This is a genomic window from Streptomyces tateyamensis, assembly GCF_003205575.1.
Lineage (GTDB): Bacteria > Actinomycetota > Actinomycetes > Streptomycetales > Streptomycetaceae > Kitasatospora > Kitasatospora tateyamensis.
Window position 1 is genome coordinate 1 of sequence record NZ_PYBW01000016.1, and the last position, 17,801, is coordinate 17,801.

General features: G+C 70.7%; 13 protein-coding genes. 3 read left to right on the plus strand and 10 right to left on the minus strand.

All coding sequences use genetic code 11. The annotated features are described in order from the left end of the window. Window positions 1–586: 586 nt before the first annotated feature. The 3 genes from C7C46_RS04960 to C7C46_RS04970 form a co-directional block, all read right to left on the minus strand. The gene (locus C7C46_RS04960) at window positions 587–1,303 is read right to left on the minus strand and encodes a VIT1/CCC1 transporter family protein (RefSeq protein WP_110666100.1); all 717 of its coding nucleotides are present in this window, start codon (window positions 1,301–1,303) and stop codon (window positions 587–589) included. A gap of 94 nt (window positions 1,304–1,397) precedes the next feature. Further along, window positions 1,398–2,273 (minus strand): universal stress protein, encoded by an 876-nt coding sequence (locus C7C46_RS04965; protein ID WP_181442201.1) that lies wholly within the window; start codon window positions 2,271–2,273, stop codon window positions 1,398–1,400. 76 nt (window positions 2,274–2,349) lie between these two features. Further along, window positions 2,350–3,147 (minus strand): universal stress protein, encoded by a 798-nt coding sequence (locus C7C46_RS04970; protein ID WP_342775371.1) that lies wholly within the window; start codon window positions 3,145–3,147, stop codon window positions 2,350–2,352. 256 nt (window positions 3,148–3,403) lie between these two features. Here C7C46_RS04970 and C7C46_RS04975 point away from each other — a divergent pair, with 256 nt between their 5' ends. Beyond that, the gene (locus tag C7C46_RS04975) at window positions 3,404–4,435 is read left to right on the plus strand and encodes a zinc-binding alcohol dehydrogenase family protein (RefSeq protein WP_110666106.1); all 1,032 of its coding nucleotides are present in this window, start codon (window positions 3,404–3,406) and stop codon (window positions 4,433–4,435) included. Between the two features lie 36 nt (window positions 4,436–4,471). Here the strand turns inward: C7C46_RS04975 and C7C46_RS04980 are convergent, their stop codons facing one another. After that, window positions 4,472–5,911, minus strand: coding sequence for an MBL fold metallo-hydrolase RNA specificity domain-containing protein (locus tag C7C46_RS04980; RefSeq protein ID WP_110666108.1), 1,440 nt, complete (start codon window positions 5,909–5,911; stop codon window positions 4,472–4,474). Between the two features lie 314 nt (window positions 5,912–6,225). Here C7C46_RS04980 and mgtA point away from each other — a divergent pair, with 314 nt between their 5' ends. Beyond that, a complete protein-coding gene (gene mgtA, locus C7C46_RS04985) occupies window positions 6,226–8,973 on the plus strand; it encodes a magnesium-translocating P-type ATPase (RefSeq protein ID WP_110666110.1) in 2,748 nt (915 codons plus the stop codon). Between the two features lie 305 nt (window positions 8,974–9,278). Here mgtA and C7C46_RS04990 read toward each other — a convergent pair whose 3' ends face one another. Continuing rightward, window positions 9,279–9,731, minus strand: coding sequence for a DUF5994 family protein (locus C7C46_RS04990; RefSeq protein ID WP_110666112.1), 453 nt, complete (start codon window positions 9,729–9,731; stop codon window positions 9,279–9,281). Between the two features lie 388 nt (window positions 9,732–10,119). Here C7C46_RS04990 and C7C46_RS04995 point away from each other — a divergent pair, with 388 nt between their 5' ends. Then, on the plus strand, window positions 10,120–11,346 hold the full coding sequence (locus C7C46_RS04995) for a PP2C family protein-serine/threonine phosphatase (RefSeq protein ID WP_110666114.1): 1,227 nt from the start codon (window positions 10,120–10,122) through the stop codon (window positions 11,344–11,346). Window positions 11,347–11,377: 31 nt separating this feature from the next. Here the strand turns inward: C7C46_RS04995 and C7C46_RS05000 are convergent, their stop codons facing one another. From C7C46_RS05000 to C7C46_RS05020, 5 genes are all read right to left on the minus strand, one after another. After that, on the minus strand, window positions 11,378–12,259 hold the full coding sequence (locus C7C46_RS05000) for an MIP/aquaporin family protein (RefSeq protein ID WP_220040561.1): 882 nt from the start codon (window positions 12,257–12,259) through the stop codon (window positions 11,378–11,380). Window positions 12,260–12,405: 146 nt separating this feature from the next. After that, the gene (locus tag C7C46_RS05005; RefSeq protein ID WP_484421938.1) at window positions 12,406–14,784 is read right to left on the minus strand and encodes a phosphoketolase family protein; all 2,379 of its coding nucleotides are present in this window, start codon (window positions 14,782–14,784) and stop codon (window positions 12,406–12,408) included. Next, complete coding sequence (locus C7C46_RS05010; protein ID WP_110666117.1) at window positions 14,772–15,800, minus strand: carbamate kinase; 1,029 nt, start codon at window positions 15,798–15,800, stop codon at window positions 14,772–14,774. Before C7C46_RS05010 ends, C7C46_RS05005 begins: the two co-directional genes overlap by 13 nt. Before the next feature lies 1 nt (window position 15,801). After that, on the minus strand, window positions 15,802–16,194 hold the full coding sequence (locus C7C46_RS05015; RefSeq protein ID WP_245984178.1) for a Rossmann-fold NAD(P)-binding domain-containing protein: 393 nt from the start codon (window positions 16,192–16,194) through the stop codon (window positions 15,802–15,804). Between the two features lie 173 nt (window positions 16,195–16,367). After that, window positions 16,368–17,288 carry a slipin family protein gene (locus C7C46_RS05020; protein ID WP_110666119.1) on the minus strand — a complete coding sequence of 307 codons (921 nt, stop codon included), beginning with the start codon at window positions 17,286–17,288 and terminating at the stop codon, window positions 16,368–16,370. Window positions 17,289–17,801: the final 513 nt, after the last annotated feature.

Below are 17,801 nucleotides of genomic sequence, written 5' to 3' on the forward strand. Positions count from 1 at the left end.
CTCGTGAAACGCCGAGGCCGAGGCTCGTGTCTCGACGGGTGCTCCCTCACGAGGCGCGGGGTGGGTGCGCCTTCACCGAGCTCGGCTTCTGTCAGGATCCGCCGACTTCCTCAGGTTGAACTCGCGATGTCGGTGGTGTCTGCGGTCGTTGGTTGCAGGGGCGTTTCAACGCCCCGATGATCACGTGAGTCCGCAGGCCAGAGCGGTCTGGAGAGTCCGAGTCGGCCCGTCACGTACGCATCGAGGTTCCAGTTGAACGAGGTGACCTTGCCAAGTCGCCTTGAACTGCTGGAGCTTCGATGCGCCGCCAGTCTGCCACCGTCTGCCTCGTCAAATCGCCGGCTGTGGAGGATGTAGTGGGGTTCTCGCTCGCCTCGATTCGTCAGTGGGCGTTTTGGCATCTCTGGTCCTTTAAGTGAATTATGGCCGTGTCGCTACGGAGCACGGACGCTGCCGAGGTCCCCACGCCAGCCGCCACGCGCGAAGACGCGGTCCTGCTTCAGTTCAGTCGGTGCCGACGGCGGTCACACGGGGAATTCCATCACTGCACCCCCTGGGGAGCGGTGGTGCGTCGGTCGGGGCAGGTTCAGATGCCGGCTGCGCCGAGCGCGAGACCCACGGAGTAGGTGATCGCCATGGCCAGCGCTCCTCCGAGGACGTTGCGCAGGATCGCCCGGCCCGGAGGAGCCCCGCCCAGGCGGGCGCTGAGGGCCCCGGTGGCCCAGAGGACACCGAGGACAGCCACGGCGGTGATCGGCACACGGGAGGAGGCCGGCAGTAGCAGGATGACCAGCAGGGGCAGCAGTGAGCCGACGGTGAAGGACACGAAGCTGGCCCCGGCCGCCTGCCAGGCACTCGTCAGTCCGTCGGGGTCGATCTTCAGCTCCGCGTCCGCGTGCGCTGCCAGCGGGTCCTTCTCCGTCAGCCGCTCGGCCACCTCCCGGGCCAGCTCGGCCGACAGCCCCTTGACCTCGTACAGGCCGGCCAGCTCCTCCAGCTCCGCCTCCGGGCTCTCCGCCAGTTCGCGCTGCTCGGTGTGCAGCGCCGCCCGTTCGGAGTCCCGCTGGCTGCTGACCGACACGTACTCGCCCACCGCCATCGACATAGACCCGGCCAGCAGCCCGGCCAGCCCGGCAGTCAGCAGGGCCGTATGCGAGGTGGTAGCGCCGGCCACGCCGATGACGAGCCCGGCGGTCGAGACGACACCGTCGTTCGCTCCCAGGACTCCGGCCCGCAGCCAGTTGAGGCGTCGGCCCAGGGAACGGCCGTGCGGCTCATCGTGCCCGGTGACCTGTCCCGTCATCGTGGGTTCCCTCCTTCTGTGACAGGATCGCGTGAACCGGAAGCCAGCACCCCCGTGCGAGGTCAGTTGCACTCCGGCGGCGAAGTTGCTGTCATCAGCGGTGAGGGACGACGGCGACCGGGCAGTGCGCGTGGTGGACCACGGCCTGGCTGACCGATCCGAGGCGGCGCAGCGGTCCGTCCGTCGTGTTCCCGTTGCGCCCCACCACCACGAGTTGGTGGGTGGTCGAGAGGTCGACCAGGTGTTTCGCCGGGCCGGCTCGCAGGAGGTCCTCGGTGACGGTGACGTCGGGGTACTGCTGGCGCCAGCCGGCCAGGATCTCGGCGATCAGCCGTTGTTCCTCCCCGTCCACGTGGCTCTCCTCGTAGAGGGGTGGCAGGGTGTGCCCGGGCCCCAGGACGATCGGCAGGCTCCAGGCGTGGACGACGCGCAGTGCGAGGTGACGTCGCTGGGCGCTGTCGAAGGCGAAGGTCAGCAGTTCGTCGCACGGCTTTCGGCCGTGCAGTCCCACGACCACGCCGCCGCGGGTGCCGCCGTCGGGCATGGCCGCGGTCGCGGTGCCGCGGATGACGACGACCGGGCAGGCGGCGTGGGCGACCACGTGCAGGCTCGTCGAGCCGATCAGAAGTCCGGAGAATCCTCCCGAGCCGCGCGGACCCAGCACGAGCAGGTCGGCGGCCGAGCTGAGCGCGATCAGTGCTTGGAGCGGGTTGGAGTCGACCACTCCGCTGCTGACCTCGAGATCGGGGTGATGGCTCGCTACCCGTCCGGTGAGCGCGTTCAGGGCCTGCTCGCCCTGGCGGCGGATCAGCGGGCCGTTCAACGAGGCCGGTGCTTGGTGCGGCTCCCACAGCCAGGCGTGGACCAGGTGCAGCCGCAGACCGCGCAGGTGCGCCTCGTCGGCGGCCCAGTCCACCGCCTCCTCGGCCCCGGCTGCCTCATCGACGCCGACGATCACGGGTTGTGCCATGATCCACTCTCCCTTCGTCCCGCTCGGCCGGACCGCGTCGCGGGCTCCTTGGTGGGCTGCGGAGCCGATCCCTGGGTCAGACCGGCGCCGGTACGGTGACGACGGGGCATCGTGCATGGTGCAGGACGCCCTGGCCTACGGAGGAGCCGAGAAGCATTCCGGTGAAGCCGCCCAGGCCGCGCGTGCCGACCACGAGTGCGAGTGCGTGCTTGGAGGCTTCGGTCAGGACGGCCACCGGGTGGCCGCGCAGCACCTCGTGCGTCAGCTCGACGTCGGGGTGGGTCTCCCGGCGTCCGGCCACGGTCTCCGCCAGGACCCGGCGGCTCACGAGCTCGGCCTGGTGTTCGTCGACCCAGTCGGGATGCGAGGGGTGGAGAGCGAAGATCGCCCGCAGCCCGGCGCCGCGCAGGGCCGCGGCGTCGAAGGCGTAGTCCACGGCGGCGTGTGACGAAGGGCTGCCGTCCACTCCGACGACGAGGTACGGAGGTTGCTGGGTGGTGTGCTCCGGGTCCCGGACAACCGCCACCGGGCAGTGCGCGCGGGCGATCGACGCAACCGCAGCCGCCCCGGCGGTGAACAGCTCCCGAGTGGCGGTGAGCCGTCGGGAACCGAGGACGAGCAGCGTCGCCCCGGTGGACTGATCGTGCAGGACGTCGGCCGGCTCGCCGGCGGCGCGGGTGTGGTCGGTCTGTTCCCGGAGTTCGGGCCAGGTCACGTGCCAGTTGCCCGCGCGGGTCGCCGGCTTGCAGGCCAGCACCAGGGTCAGGGGCTGGCGGCGGCGTTCGGCCTCGTCGGCGGCCCAGGCCAGGAGAAGTCGGCTCGGCTGGTCAGGGTCGACTCCCGCGACGACCGGGTGCTGTTCGTCGGGCTTCATCATCGAGTCCCCTCACCGTGGCGGGCCCGCCTTGGGTTACTGGCCCGGGGAGGTACACGTGCGCGGGCCGGGGAGTGCGAGGGCGGGACCATACGGACCGTGCGGGGCAGCGGCCCTCTCCTTCCAGCATCCCCCGCCGAGCGCGTTCGGGCCTGGGGAGACGTTCGCCATGGCACGGGCCAGGCCCGCCCGCCTCACAGCCGGCCGGAGTGGAGAATGAAGGCGGCGGGGAACACCCCTACCGGAGGAGTCGGCCATGACCGAAACCGGATCCGCGGGTCAACGTACGAGGGCCTGGGTGGTGGAGTGCCCCGGCCCGATCCGCTCGTCCCCGCTGCGCCGGGTGGAACGGGTACTGGATCCTCCCGGGCCGCGGGAACTGCTGGTCGAGGTCGGGGCCTGCGGGGTCTGCCGCACCGACCTGCACCTGGCCGAGGGCGACTTGCCACCGCATCGGGCCGCCTGCACGCCGGGGCACGAGATCGTCGGCCGGGTGCTGGCTGCGGGCCTGGAGGTGCGGGACTTCGCACCCGGTGACCGGGTCGGCGCGGCCTGGCTGGCCAGTACCTGCGGCACCTGCCGGTACTGCCGGGCCAGCCATGAGAACCTCTGCCCGTACTCCCGCTACACCGGCTGGGACATCCACGGCGGCTACGCCGGACACACCCTCGTGGACGCCGGATACGCCTACCCGCTCCCCGAAGGGCCGCCGGACGAGGAGCTCGCCCCGTTGCTGTGCGCCGGCATCATCGGCTACCGGGCTCTCGAGCGCGCGCAAGTGCCGCCCGGCGGACGCCTTGGCATCTACGGCTACGGCGCCTCGGGCCACCTCACCGCGCAACTCGCGCTCTCCCGGGGTGCCACCGTGCACGTCCTCACCCGGGCCGAGGATGCCCGGCGCCTGGCTCTGGAGCTGGGCGCGGCCTCCGCACGCGGTGCCTACGACACTCCGCCCGAGCCCCTGGACGCGGCCGTCCTGTTCGCGCCGGTGGGTGAACTGGTGCCGGTCGCGCTCGCCGCACTGGAGCGCGGCGGCACGCTGGCGGTGGCCGGTATCCACCTGACCGACATCCCCGCCCTCAACTACCAGCAGCACCTGTTCCAGGAGCGCAGCCTGCGCAGCGTCACCGCCAACACACGCGAGGACGGCCTCGCCTACCTCGCCGAGGCTGCCCGCCACCACCCGACCGTCCACGTGCAGCGCTACCCCATGAACCACGCCGACACCGCGCTGGGCGACCTCGCAGCGGGCCGGATCACCGGGGCCGCCGTCCTCATGGCACGGTGACGGGCGCACCGACGCCCGGGGACCGGCACGGCCGACTCAGGTGATCAGGACCTGCTCGCCAGGTCGCGGGACGACTGCGGTCCAGCCGAGTTCGCGGTCGATGCGGTCGCGCAGTGCGCTGGAGCCGTCGGGTTCGCCGTGCACCAGGTAGGTGGCGCTCGGCGGCGGAGCGCCGCCCAGCCAGTCGAGGATCTCGCCCGCGTCGGCGTGGGCAGAGAAGCCGGGGACGCTGACCACTTCGGCGCGCACCGGCACGTAGCCGCCGAAGATCTTGACTGTGGACGTGCCGTTCACCAGGTCCCGGGCGCGGGTGCCCAGTGCGGCGAACCCGACGATCAGGACGGTGTTGCGCGGGCCGGGCAGCAGCCCGCGCAGGTGGTGCACCACCCTCCCGCCGGTGGCCATTCCCGAGGCCGAGACGATGACCGAGGGGACGTCCGAGTGCCGGATCGCGATCGACTCCTGGGTCGAGCGGGCCGCGGTGAAGGGCGCCGGGTCCAGGGCCGCCGTGCCCGTCAGTTTGGGGCGAAGCTCCGGGGAGCCGTTCGCGACCGCGTCGCGGTAGATCTGGAGGGCCGCCAGTGCCATAGGGCTGTCCGCGTACACCGGCACACCGGCGGGGAGCCGGCCCGAGCGGCGCAGTTCGGCGAGCTCGTGCAGCACGATCTCGGTGCGGTCGACCGCGAAGGAGGGGATGAGGACCGTGCCGCCCCGGGCCAGCGCCCGCTCCACGGCATCGGCGAATCGCACGCGGGAGCCCCGCAGGTCGTGGTGCCGGTTGCCGTAGGTCGACTCCACCAGCAGCACGTCCGCGCCGGTGAACGGCTCGGGCGGGCGCAGCAGCGGGTGGACCGGGCGGCCGAGGTCACCGCTGGTGGCCACGGTGTGACCGTCCTCCAGGGTGAGGTGGGCCCATGCCGAGCCGAGGATGTGGCCCGCGTGGTGCAGGCGCAGCACCGTGCTCTCGGCGATGACGGTGTCGACTCCGGTGGGGACGGGTTCGAACAGGCGCAGGGTGAGGTCCACGTCCTGGTCGTCGTAGAGCGGGTGGGCGGGATGGTGCTTGGACCAGCCGTGCTGGTTGGCGTGCTCGGCCTCCTCCTGCTGCAGGTGCGCGCTGTCGCGCAGCACCAACTCGGCCAGCCTCGCGGTGTCGGGTGTGCAGAACACGGGTCCGTGGAAGCCTTGCCTGACCAGACGGGGCAGGTAGCCGCAGTGGTCGAGGTGGGCGTGGGTCAGCACCACGGCGTGCAGGTCGGCCGCGACCAGCGGCAGTGGTTGCCGGTTGCGCCGGCGCAGCTCGGCCGCGCCCTGGAACAGGCCGCAGTCCAGGAGCACCCGAGCGTGCTCGGTCTCGACCAGGAACTTGCTGCCGGTCACCGTGCCGACGCCGCCGAGAAACGTCAGCCGACCCGGACGGGACCTCGGCGCGCGCTTGTGCTGTGCCGTCGGTGACACCGTGCTGCTGGTCTCCATTATCGGCCTCCCGCTTGGCACGGCTGTGCCGCACTGACCCCTACCGCTCCACTGTCGTCCGGCTTTGGCGCATCGGCCACCAGAGGCACTGGACGAGGGGAACCCGCGTTCGCGGCCGGCGGTGTGAGGTGGGTAATCCATGCCATCCTGGAGGCACGTAGCGCGCCCGGGTCCGTTCGGACTTCGTGCCCTCGCCGGGCGTGACGTGTGCCCGAAGGCGGCGATCGGCATGACGCAGCAGCAGTCCCTCGCGCTCCGACCCGGTAGCTTCGCGTGCTGATCGCCGTCGTCCGAGCAGGTCAGGACCGCCTCCGGTGAGTGTCTCCGCTCCGGTGCAGCAACCCGCGCCCGTGGACGGGGTGGTGGTGGCGGCGACGCTACCGGGGGCCGATGTCCTTCGCGGGCTCGGCGCCGGTCCCAAGGAGGGGCTGAGCGGCGAGGAAGTCGCCAGGCGGCAGGCGCAGTTCGGCCCCAATGCGGTCTCCTCGCACCGGGCCCGGTTCTTCCCCGTGCTCTGGCACCAGCTGCGCTCTCCGTTGCTCGGTCTGCTGCTGGGTGCCGCCGTGGCGTCGTTCCTGGTGGGCGAGCGCAGTGACGCCGTGATCATCGGGGTGATCGTCGCCGTGTCGGTGGGGCTCGGTTTCGTCAACGAGTACCGGGCCGAGAGAGCCGCCGAGGCGCTGCACTCGCAGATCCGCCACACGACGGTGGTGGTGCGAGACGGGCGCGCCGCGTCGGTGGATGTCACCGCGCTGGTTCCCGGCGACCTGGTGGAGCTGCATCTCGGGGACGTGATCCCCGCCGATCTGCGGCTGCTGGAGGTCACTGGCCTGGAGTGCGACGAGTCGGTGCTGACCGGCGAGTCGCTCCCCGTCGACAAGACCACCGCCGCCGTGCCGGCCGGGACCCCGCTCGCCGAGCTGGCCGGATGCGCGCTGATGGGAACGGTGGTGCGCACCGGCAGCGCCCGAGGCGTCGCGGTGTCCACCGGCGTGCACACCGAGTTCGGCAAGATCGCCGCCGGGCTTAGCACGCACCAGCTCGACACCGCGTTCCAGGTCGGCCTGCGCCGCTTCTCACTGCTACTCGTCTACGTCGCGGGTGCGCTCACCACCTCGATTTTCGTGATCAACGTGGCGCTGCACAAGCCGATCATCGACGCGCTGCTGTTCTCGCTGGCCATCGCGGTCGGCATCACCCCGCAGCTGCTGCCCGCCGTGGTCTCCACCAGTCTGGCCGCCGGCTCGCGGCGGATGAGCCGGCGCAAGGTCCTGGTCAAGCGACTGGTCTGCATCGAGGACCTCGGCGACGTCGACGTCCTGTTCACCGACAAGACCGGCACCCTCACCCTGGGCCGCATCGACTACATGCGCGCCGTGCCCGCCGGGACCGACGATCCCGGCGCGGTGCTGCGCTGGGGGCTGCTCTGCACCGAGAACGCGGCCCAGGACGAGCAGGACGTCGGCGGCAACCCGCTCGACCAGGCCCTGTGGCGATCACCGGCCTGCGCGGGCGAGCGGACCGCGCTGGCCGGCTACACCCAGCTCGCGGTGCTGCCCTTCGACCACGAGCGCCGCATGATCTCCGTCCTGGTGCGCGACGTGTCCGGCCGGTCGACCCTGGTCACCAAGGGCGCGCCGGAGACCGTCCTGGACCGCTGCGCCGACGTGCCGCCCGCCGCCCGCGACGCGCTGGCGGCGGAGTTCGCCGCCGGAAACCGGGTGGTCGCCGTCGCCACCCGCCCCGGCGCCCCCGGCACCGGACCACCGGTCATCAGCGCCGCGGACGAGAGCGGCCTTCGCCTGGCAGGACTGCTGGTCTTCCTCGACCCGCCCAAGCCGGACGCGGCCGCTGCGCTGGGCAGGCTGGCCGGTCTCGGCATCGCGGTGAAGGTGGTCACCGGCGACAACGCCGCGGTCGCCGCCAAGGTCTGCCACGACCTGGGACTCGGCGAGGGCGACGCGATGACCGGCACCGAGATCGACGCGCTGGACGACTCCGCGCTGGCCGAGGCGATCACCAGGACCACCGTCTTCGCCCGGGTCAGCCCCGAGGCCAAGGCCCGCATCGTGCACGCCCAGCGCAGCAGCGGCGGCGGAGTCGCCTTCCTAGGCGACGGCGTCAACGACGCACTCGCCCTGCACGCCGCCGACGTCGGCATCTCGGTCGACTCGGCCACCGACGTGGCCAAGGACGCCGCCGACGTGATCCTGCTGGAGAAGGACCTCGACGTGCTCGCCGACGGCGTGTCAGAGGGCCGGAGGATCTTCGCCAACACCATCAAGTACGTGCTGATGGGCACCTCCAGCAACTTCGGCAACATGGCCTCCGCAGCCGGCGCTTCGCTGTTCCTGTCGTTCCTGCCGATGCTGCCCTCCCAGATCCTGCTGAACAACCTGCTCTACGACAGCAGCCAACTCGCCATCCCCACCGACAACGTGGACGAGGAGCAGCTGCGCAAGCCCTCACACTGGGACATCGCCTTCATCCGCCGGTTCATGATCTGCTTCGGCCCGCTCAGCTCGGTGTTCGACTTCGTCACCTTCGGCGTCATGCTCTGGGTCTTCCACGCCGGCCCGGCGCTGTTCCGCTCCGGCTGGTTCGTCGAGTCGCTGGCCACCCAGACGCTGGTGATCTTCGCGATCCGCACCCGGCGCATCCCGTTCTTCCGCAGCCACCCCAGCCTCCCGCTGACGCTGGCGGCCCTCGGCGTGGTCGCCGTCGGCAGCCTGCTGCCCGCCACCCCTCTGGCCGCCACCCTCGGCTTCCAGCCGCTGCCGGGGGCCTTCTTCGCCGCTCTGGTCGCCATGATCATCGCCTACCTGGTCCTGATCGAGATCGGCAAACGCCTCTTCTACGGCGCGGCCGCCACCTCCGCTGCCAAGCCGCTGCCCTACGGGCCCCTGCGCCACCTGCGTCGCCGCGCCGCCTACTTCAGCACCGCCGCACACCGCACCGCCACCCCGTCCACCGAACACTGGCCCCGCGGACGCGGCTTCCGGCGCGGACCGGGCCCGGATGCCGTGACGAGACGCAGCGTGGAGGCATCGGCCGACCAGTGAGGTGTGTCATGGACCGTGTCGTTGTCGGTGGCCACCAGCGATGACCGAGGAGCATCAGCCGTCCCTCGCGGTCGGCCCCGATGAGCTCCTGCTTCCGGCGCGGCGTCCCGAGGACCTGGTGCGTTTCGTACTGGGCGCGGCCTTGATCGCGCTGACGCTCCTGGCGGCCGACGCCGCCCAGAGCACCGCGGGCGGACTGAACACCGGCCAGTACGGCGACCTCCTCGCCCCGCACCCGGTCCATCCGTCCCTCCGCGTTCAGTGTGCTCCCGCCCCTGGACGTCCCGACGACCACGCAGGCCTCCTCACCGGTTGTCGGCCAGCAGGGCGGTGGCGCTCTGGATGTTGTGCACGTCCGCAGCGGCAGCCATCAACTGGGCGGCTCGCGCGGGCTCGCACTCGGGCGGGATCACCAGAAGGTCCCAGCGCCCGGTGTGGTAGGACAGCAGGCACAGGTCGGCGGGTTCCTGCTCCGCGTCGAACCAGCCCACGCGCAGGACGTGACTGCCTGTCGGTACCTTCGCGGGGATGTGCGGCCACATCCGCACGTTCACCGTGACGCGCGTGATCCGCGCCCAGCAATCGTCCAACACCGCTATCAGTGAAGGAAGTTCCCTGGTGAGGTCGCGTGATCGGGGCCACCAGGCGCCATCCACCATCCCTCGGGTCTCGCCAAGGGGTTTCAAGGACATCCGTACCTCATGCGTCGAGCCGGGGACCGGCTCCGTCGGCATCGGGCGGACGGTGGTCGTGGTCATGGTGCGAACCCGTCTCCGGGCCGCTGAAGGCCCGGACTGGTCGTTCGCCGGAGACGATGCCGCCCTGAATGGCGATGTACGAAAAGCCCTCGGTAGTTCAACAGTACTCCGGCGCGGTCCTGCCCGGACCGTCCCGACGACGCCGACTGCCACGCCATGGCAGGTGACCGACAGACCCTGGTGGCGGATGGCCCGGTTGGCTCAACGCGTCGCACTCCGACAGGCCATGGCGCGACCGCGCTGCGCCGACCGGGCTACACACCGCCCGCTACCACGCGGAGCCGATGCGATGCTGAGACCCGAGCACTCCGACGAGCCAGACCTGTCATCGCACACAAGCACATCAGGACAGCCCGCCGAGGCCGCCGCCCCGAACCCCGAGGTACCCATGACACAGTCCGCGCGCAGAAACGGCAGACCCGAAGTGGACCGGTCCGAGGGCTTCGGCGAGCGCCTGCTGGGGCACCTGCTGGACCGGGCCCACGAGATGCCTCCGCAGCTCATCGCGCCGCTGGTGGCCGAGGAAGTACACGCGATGGGCGGCCGCGACGTCTCGATCCTCCTCCAGGACTACGAACAGATCATGCTCGTCCCCCTGTCCGGCCAGGGACTGACGGTCGGTGCCCCCGTGCCGATCGACGGGTCCACGGCCGGCGCGGCCTTCCTACGCACGACCCCCGTCGAGCAGCCGCTGGCGGACGGCACCCGGATCTTCCTGCCGCTGCTGGACGGCAGCGACGAGGTGGGCGTTCTCGTGCTCACCCTGGACCGCATCGACGACGACGACCGGCGTCTGCTGCGCCGGCTGGCCGGGCTGGTGGCGGAGATGCTGGTCACCAAGAACGCCTACACCGACCTGTTCCTCCGCACCAGGCGCCGCGAGCCGATGAGCGTGGCAGCCGAGATCCAGTGGTCTCTGCTGCCCCCGCTGACGATGACCACCCCTCAGGTCGCGGTGGCCGGCATCCTGGAACCGGCCTACAGCGTCGCCGGCGACAGCCTGGACTACGCCCTCAACGGTGACACCCTGCACCTGGCCGTCATCGACGCGATGGGACACGGCCTGAACGCCGCCGTGCTCGCCACCGTCGCGATGGGCGCCTACCGACACGCCAGGCGCACCGACGTCGGGCTCGCGGAGCTGTACGCGTTCATGGACAACGCCGTCGACCAGCAGTTCGGCCCCGACCAGTTCGTCACCGCCCAGATGATGACCCTCGACGTCAGCACCGGCTACCTACAGGCCGTCAACGCCGGCCACCCGGCGCCCCTGCTGATCCGCGACAACAAGGTCAATCAGACACTGGAGAGCCCGGGCACCCTGCCGGTCGGCTTCGGCGGCGCCACCCCGCTGATCAGCACCCAGCAGTTGCTGCCCGGCGACCGGGTGCTCTTCTACACCGACGGCCTCGTCGAGGAACACACGCGCGGCGGAGAGCAGTTCGGCGAGGACCGCCTCGTCGAGGCCGTCGAGCGCGTCGCACGGGCCACCGGCAGCGTGCAGGAGACGGTTCGCGGCCTCTCCCACGCGCTGATGCGCGAACGCGCCGGGATCACCAGCGACGACGCAACCCTCTTCCTCGTCGAGTGGCGCGGAACGAGCCCGCGCGGGTAACTCCAGGAGTCATCCGCCGGCTCGAAGCCGCTCAGAGGTGTCTGGACGTGGGGGGCCGCAGGGTGCCCTGTGCGGAGCGGGATCCGCCGGGTCCGCCGCCTGGTCCGCGCAGCATGTACGCGGCGGCGACCGCGGCCAGCGCGCCGACCAGCGGCGCCGTGAGGTAGATCCACAGATTGTGCAGCTCCGGACTGACGAGCGCGGGCCCCAGCGAGCGGGCCGGATTCATGGACGCGCCGCTGACGGGCCCCGCCCACAGGCCGGCCAGCACGATGTAGGCACCGACACCCACGGCGGAGAGCGAGCCCACGTTCTGCGCGCTGGAGGCCGTACCCAGGATGGTGCTGACCAGCCCGAGGGTGAGCACGGCTTCGACGACGAAGGCCTGGGCCGCGGAGAAGCCGGGCCCGGGCAGGGTCGCGCCCAGGTGCGCCACGTCGCCGAAGGTGGCCCGCAGGAGCAGGCAGGCCAGCACGGCGCCGACGACCTGCACGGCGACGTAGCCGGGGACGCGGCGCCAGGCGAAGTCACCGCGAAGGGCGAAGGCGACGCTGACGACGGGGTTCAGGTGGGCTCCGGAGACGGCGCCCATGAAGAGGATGACGGCCAGCACGGTCAGCCCGGGAGCCGTGACTTCGGCACCGCGGCCGATCCCTTCGTGGGTGACGGATTCCAGGACCGCGCCTCCGGCTCCGGCGAGGACGAGCAGGAACGTGCCGAACAGTTCGCTGAACAGCCGTCGCCCCTCGTAGGACAGGTCGGTGAAGTCACGGGCCCAGACCGGCTCACGCTCGAGTTCGGCTGCGATCAGCGGCCCGTGCCGGGCCTGAACGATCGCTTCGACGTGATCCAGGGCGTCCTGTCCGGGCCTTTCCGGTGGCCCTGCGCCGTCCTGCTGGTCAGGACCCGTCACGGCATCTCGTCCTCTCGACCCGGGTCGGTCCGATCCACCGGCTTCCGGAAGGAAGCACCATTCCCCACACGGTCTACCGGCACACCACGTTCACCCGTACGGTGGGCCGGTTCCGTGCTGTGGCTCGTCATCCGCCGTGGCTCCGGTCACGGGCTCCCGGTCCAGGTCCAGTCGCAGATCTCCGGCAGGTCCTTTCCGTGGTGCCCGATGTACTGGCTGTGCTCGACCAGCTTGTCCCGCATCTGCTGCTTCAGGTAGTCGCCGCTGGCGCCGAGTTGGGGCAGTCGGTCGATGACGTCCTGGACGAGGTGGAAGCGGTCCAGGCGGTTCTGCACCCGCATGTCGAAGGCAGTGGTGATGGTGCCCTCCTCGTTGTAGCCGCGCACGTGCAGGTTGTGGTTGGCGCGGCGGTAGGCGAGCCGGTGGATCAGCGAAGGGTATCCGTGGAAGGCGAAGATGATGTGCTTGTCCCTGGTGAAGAGCGAGTCGTAGTCCTGATCGCTGAGTCCGTGCGGGTGCACCGTCTCCGGTTCCAGCTTCATCAGGTCGACGACGTTGACCACCCGGACCCTCAGGTCGGGCAGGTGCTCGCGCAGGATCGACGCCGCGGCCAGGACCTCCAGGGTCGGGGTGTCCCCGCAGCAGGCCAGCACCACGTCCGGCTCGCCGCCCTGGTCGTTGCTCGCCCACGGCCAGATGCCGATGCCCTCGGTGCAGTGCACGACAGCGTCCTCCATGGACAGCCACTGCGGCATCGCGCGCTTGCCCGCCACCACGACGTTCACGTAGTGCCGGCTGCGCAGGCAGTGGTCCATCACGGACAGCAGGCAGTTGGCGTCCGGCGGGAGGTAGACCCGCACGACGTCGGCCTTCTTGTTCACCACGTGGTCCAGGAATCCCGGGTCCTGGTGGGTGAAACCGTTGTGGTCCTGCTGCCAGACGTGCGACGTGAGCAGGTAGTTGAGGGAGGCGATGTCGCGCCGCCAGGGCAGCTGCCTGGTGACTTTCAGCCACTTGGCATGCTGGTTGAACATCGAGTCGACGATGTGGACGAACGCCTCGTAGCAGTTGAACACCCCGTGCCGACCGGTGAGCAGGTAGCCCTCCAGCCAGCCCTCGCACTGGTGCTCGCTGAGCATGGAATCCAACACCCGACCCGACGGCGCGAGGAACTCGTCGCCCTCCACCGTGCCGGCGTTCCACTGGCGGCTGGTCGCCTCGAAGACCGCGCCCAGCATGTTGGACAGCGTCTCGTCGGGGCCGACGATGCGGAAGTTGCGCTGCTCCTCGTTGAGCGCGATGACGTCCCGCAGGAACCGGCCCAGGACCAGGGTGTCCTTCCCGCTGACCGTACCGGGTGCGCGGACGTCCACGGCGTGGTCCCGGAAGTCGGGCATCCGCAGGTCCCGCAGGAGCAGCCCGCCGTTGGCGTGCGGGTTGGCGCCCATCCGCCGGTCGCCCTCGGGGGCCAGTGCGGCCAGGTCCGGCAGCAGCCGGCCGCGCTCGTCGAAGAGTTCCTGCGGCTTGTAGCTGCGCATCCAGCTCTCCAACTGCTCGACACGGCCAGGGTGGTCGCCGTCCACCAGGAGCGGCACCTGGTGCGAGCGGAAGGTGCCCTCGATCGGCAGGCCGTCGACGACCTTGGGGCCCGTCCAGCCCTTGGGCGAGCGCAGGACGATCATCGGCCAGCTCGGACGGGTGGTGGCCGAGCCGGTGCGCGCGGCCTGCTGGATCTGCCGGATCCGCTCCACGACCCGGTCAAGCGTGGCGGCCATGAGCTGGTGCATGGTCTCGGGGTCGTCACCGGAGACGAAGTGCGGCTCCCAGCCGCAGCCTTGCAGGAACTGCGTCAGCTGCTCGTCGCCGATGCGGGCCAGGACGGCGGGATTGCTGATCTTGTAGCCGTTCAGGTGCAGGATCGGCAGCACCGCTCCGTCCCCGACCGGGTCGAGGAACCGGGTGGACTGCCAGGAGGTGGCCAGCGGCCCGGTCTCGGCCTCGCCGTCACCCACCATGCAGGCCACCACCAGGTCGGGGTTGTCCAGTACCGCCCCGAAGGAGTGACTGAGGGAGTACCCGAGTTCGCCGCCCTCGTGGATCGAGCCGGGCGTGGTGGGTGCGACGTGGCTGGAGATCCCGCCTGGGAAGGAGAACTGGGTGAAGAGCCGCTTCATCCCGGCCTCGTCCTGGCTGACGTCCGGGTAGACCTCGCTGTAGGTGCCCTCCAGGTAGGTGTTGCCCACCAGGGCCGGGCCGCCGTGGCCGGGGCCCGCGACGTAGAGCATGTCCAGGTCGTACTTGGTGATGACCCGGTTCAGGTGCACGTAGACGAAGTTCTGACCCGGGGTCGTCCCCCAGTGCCCGACGACCAGCGGCTTCACGTCGGCCAGTTCCAGGGGGCGCTTCAGCAGCGGGTTGTCGTAGAGGTAGAGCTGACCGACCGACAGGTAGTTGGCGGCGCGCCAGTAGGCGTCCATCCGGTGCAGCAGTTCGGGGGTGAGGGTCGGGGCGTTCACTTGGGCCAGGGCTCCTTCAGCGGCTGGAGGGCACCGTCGCGGGATTCAGCGGTTCGCTGGGAGTCACGGGCGGCCGCGTGCTCATCCGGCGGGGGCAGGTCACTGAGGGCCCTCGGTGTTCGCCTGGTGATGGTGGTGCCGGTGGTGCCGGCGAGCAGTGCACACGTGTCGGACAGCTGGCCGATGGCGGCCCGGCCGCCAGTGGCTTCGACGAACTGCCGGCAGGCGGCGATCTTGGGCCCCATCGATCCAGCGGGGAATTGGAGGGCGGCCAGGTCGTCCAGGTCGAGGTGGCGCAGCGCGGTGGCCTGCGGTGTGCCGAAGTGCGCCATCACGGCGGGCACGTCGGTGAGCACGAGCAGCACCTCGGCCTGGACGGTGATCGCGAGCAGGGCTGCGACGGAGTCCTTGTCGACGACGGCCTCAACCCCGCTCATCCGGCCTTCGCTGTCGGCGGTGACCGGCGCGCCGCCGCCACCGCCGCAGATGACAACTGTCCCATGGTGCAGCAGGTGTGTGATCGAGTCCTGTTCGACGATCCGTTGCGGCTCGGGTGAGGCGACGACCCGCCGCCATCGCTCGCCGTCCGCGGCGATGGCCCAGCCGTGCAGTTCGGCCAGCTGGTGGGCGCGCTGGCGGCTGTACACGGGGCCGACGAACTTCGTCGGCTCGGCGAACGCCGGGTCGCCCGGGTCGACCAGTGTCTGGGTGACCAGGCCGAGGACGGGCTTGGCCACGCCTTCGTTGCGCAGGCACTGAGCCAGCCAATAGCCGATCATGCCCTGTGTCTGGGCTACGAGGGCGTCCAGCGGGTAGGGGCGGCTGAGCGCCTGGTCGCTCTCGCTCTCCAGGGAGAGCATGCCGACCTGCGGGCCGTTGCCGTGACAGATGATCAGCTCGTGCTGCGCGGCCAGCGGTGCCAGCGCCGCGGCGGCAGCGCGGACGTGAACCAACTGGACTGCGGCGTCCGGCTTCTCACCGCGTCGCAGCAGTGCGTTGCCGCCCAGGGCCACCACGATGCGCATGTCAGTCGGCCCGTGCGGCCACCAGCACCGCTTCGACGGGGTGGAGCCGGTTCTCGGGCTGGTCGAAGCCGTCGGACATCGGGCCCAGTGCACGGGCGGTGTCGGGGACCGGCTCCTCGCGTCCGATGGGGGAGCCCTCGGGGCCGAGGTGGGGCACGTGGGCGCCCTGATGGTGGGCGGCGACCTCGAAGGCGCGGCGGGTGCGGGTGGAGCGCTTCTCGAAGACCGGCGCGATGTTCTCGCCTGTCAGCCGGGGCCGGATGGTGCTGCCCTCGATCTTCAGGCGTTCGAGTTGCGCGGCCCGGGTGGTCAGCGCCAGGAACTGGGCTTTGTCCAGGTCGAGTTCCTGGAGCAGGGAGCCGGGGTGGCGGATGGTGACCATGAGGGCGGTCATGAGGTCCTTGCCTTCGTATGCCGTCGCATGTGACCGGCGGGTCGTGCGGCGGGTGCCGGGCGGTCGGGTTTGGTGACGCTCGGGCGGCTTGCAGGGCCGAGGCTTCGAGCCATCGCGCTGCTGTGGGCGGCTTTGCTCCGCACGCGTTGCTCGAAGCCTCGGATGGACGGCGGCTACCTCTGCGGTACGGCGGGTCCTCCGTCTACCGGTGCCTCTTGGGCCGGCAGGGGGTGGGTCGGGTGCTTGATGAGCGGCAGTGCGGTGACCGCTTCCGGCTTGTCCAGCCCCACCACAGGCACTGGCGGGGCCAGTGGGGTAGCGGCTGCGGCCTTCTCGCGGGCGAGGAAGGAGCCGAGTTCGCCGATGGTGCTCATCAGCGGGGCGGGGAAGACGACGGTGGTGTTCTTGTCCACGCCGATCTCCACCAGGCTCTGCAGGTTGCGCAGTTGCAGGGCCAGCGGGTGAGCCATCATGGTGTCCGAGGCGTCGCCCAGCGCGGCGGCGGCGAGGGATTCGCCCTCGGCGTTGATGATCTTCGCCCTCTTCTCCCGCTCGGCCTCGGCCTGCCGGGCCATCGCCCGCTTCATGCTCTCGGGCAACTGGATGTCCTTCAGCTCAACCAGTGTGACCTCGACGCCCCACTCCACGGTGGACACGTCGAGGATCTCGCGAATACCCAGGTTGATCGTGTCGGTCTCGGAGAGCGTCTCGTCCAGCGTGTGTTGTCCGACCACCTTGCGCAGCGTGGTCTGGGCGATCTGGTTGATCGCGGCGTTCACGTTCTCGATCGCGACGACCGACTTCACCGCGTCGACGACTCGGAAGTAGGCGACCGCGGAGACGTCGACACTGACGTTGTCGCGGGTGATGATGCCCTGGGACTGGATCGGCATCGTGACGATCCGCAGCGAGATCCGGTGCAGGACGTCGACGACCGGGATGATCAGGGTGAATCCGGGCTTCCTCGAGCTGCGGACCCGGCCGAGCCGGAACAGCACACCCTGCTCGTACTGCTTGACGATCTTCGCGGACAGGGCGAACGCCAGCAGGACGGCCAGTACGACGATGACGAGGACGATGATCAAGGCTTTCATGGTGTGCCTCTGTTCAGTTGTTGGCGGGACGCCGCGTACGGGCCTGTGAGCGTGAGCTGCGGGAGAGGCGGTCCGCTGCGGCCCTGGCCGACGTCGACCTGTCGGGCGGGCAGGGGCGGCGATTCGTCCGCGGGAGATGCCGGTTCGACGACGGGGGCGGCGGCCGGGGCGCCGTCGTCCGGGCAGCGCTGAGCGACGGTCCGTCCATCGGCCGGGCCGTCCGGGGAAGGCGGGATGCCTGGGGTGGTGGAGAGCTGCATGAACATGGTGATCCTCGCGTGAGGAGGTCACCGGATGTGCCCGGTTGCGAGCTGATCGCTCCCGAGGCGGGCATGATGCCGACCGTCGTCTCCGAGCTGGCTGCTGACTCAACCACCTTCGACAGTACTCTCGCGCGGCCCGCAGCGTCGAAGGCTCCCGCTCGCCGCCGGTCGGGCGGACAATGGGCACCAGCACGGCCGGCCCGAGAACCCGCGCCGGCGAAGGAGCGGTCGACCGCGCGAACTCGGAGAA

What these genes read in the sequence shown, in the direction of transcription:
- C7C46_RS04960 (WP_110666100.1), bottom strand. Translation starts at nt 1,303, where the DNA reads ATGACGGGACAGGTCACCGGGCACGATGAGCCGCACGGCCGTTCCCTG.
- C7C46_RS04965 (WP_181442201.1), bottom strand. Translation starts at nt 2,273, where the DNA reads ATGGCACAACCCGTGATCGTCGGCGTCGATGAGGCAGCCGGGGCCGAG.
- C7C46_RS04970 (WP_342775371.1), bottom strand. Translation starts at nt 3,147, where the DNA reads ATGAAGCCCGACGAACAGCACCCGGTCGTCGCGGGAGTCGACCCTGAC.
- C7C46_RS04975 (WP_110666106.1), top strand. Translation starts at nt 3,404, where the DNA reads ATGACCGAAACCGGATCCGCGGGTCAACGTACGAGGGCCTGGGTGGTG.
- C7C46_RS04980 (WP_110666108.1), bottom strand. Translation starts at nt 5,911, where the DNA reads ATGGAGACCAGCAGCACGGTGTCACCGACGGCACAGCACAAGCGCGCG.
- C7C46_RS04990 (WP_110666112.1), bottom strand. Translation starts at nt 9,731, where the DNA reads ATGACCACGACCACCGTCCGCCCGATGCCGACGGAGCCGGTCCCCGGC.
- C7C46_RS04995 (WP_110666114.1), top strand. Translation starts at nt 10,120, where the DNA reads ATGACACAGTCCGCGCGCAGAAACGGCAGACCCGAAGTGGACCGGTCC.
- C7C46_RS05010 (WP_110666117.1), bottom strand. Translation starts at nt 15,800, where the DNA reads ATGCGCATCGTGGTGGCCCTGGGCGGCAACGCACTGCTGCGACGCGGT.
- C7C46_RS05015 (WP_245984178.1), bottom strand. Translation starts at nt 16,194, where the DNA reads ATGACCGCCCTCATGGTCACCATCCGCCACCCCGGCTCCCTGCTCCAG.
- C7C46_RS05020 (WP_110666119.1), bottom strand. Translation starts at nt 17,288, where the DNA reads ATGAAAGCCTTGATCATCGTCCTCGTCATCGTCGTACTGGCCGTCCTG.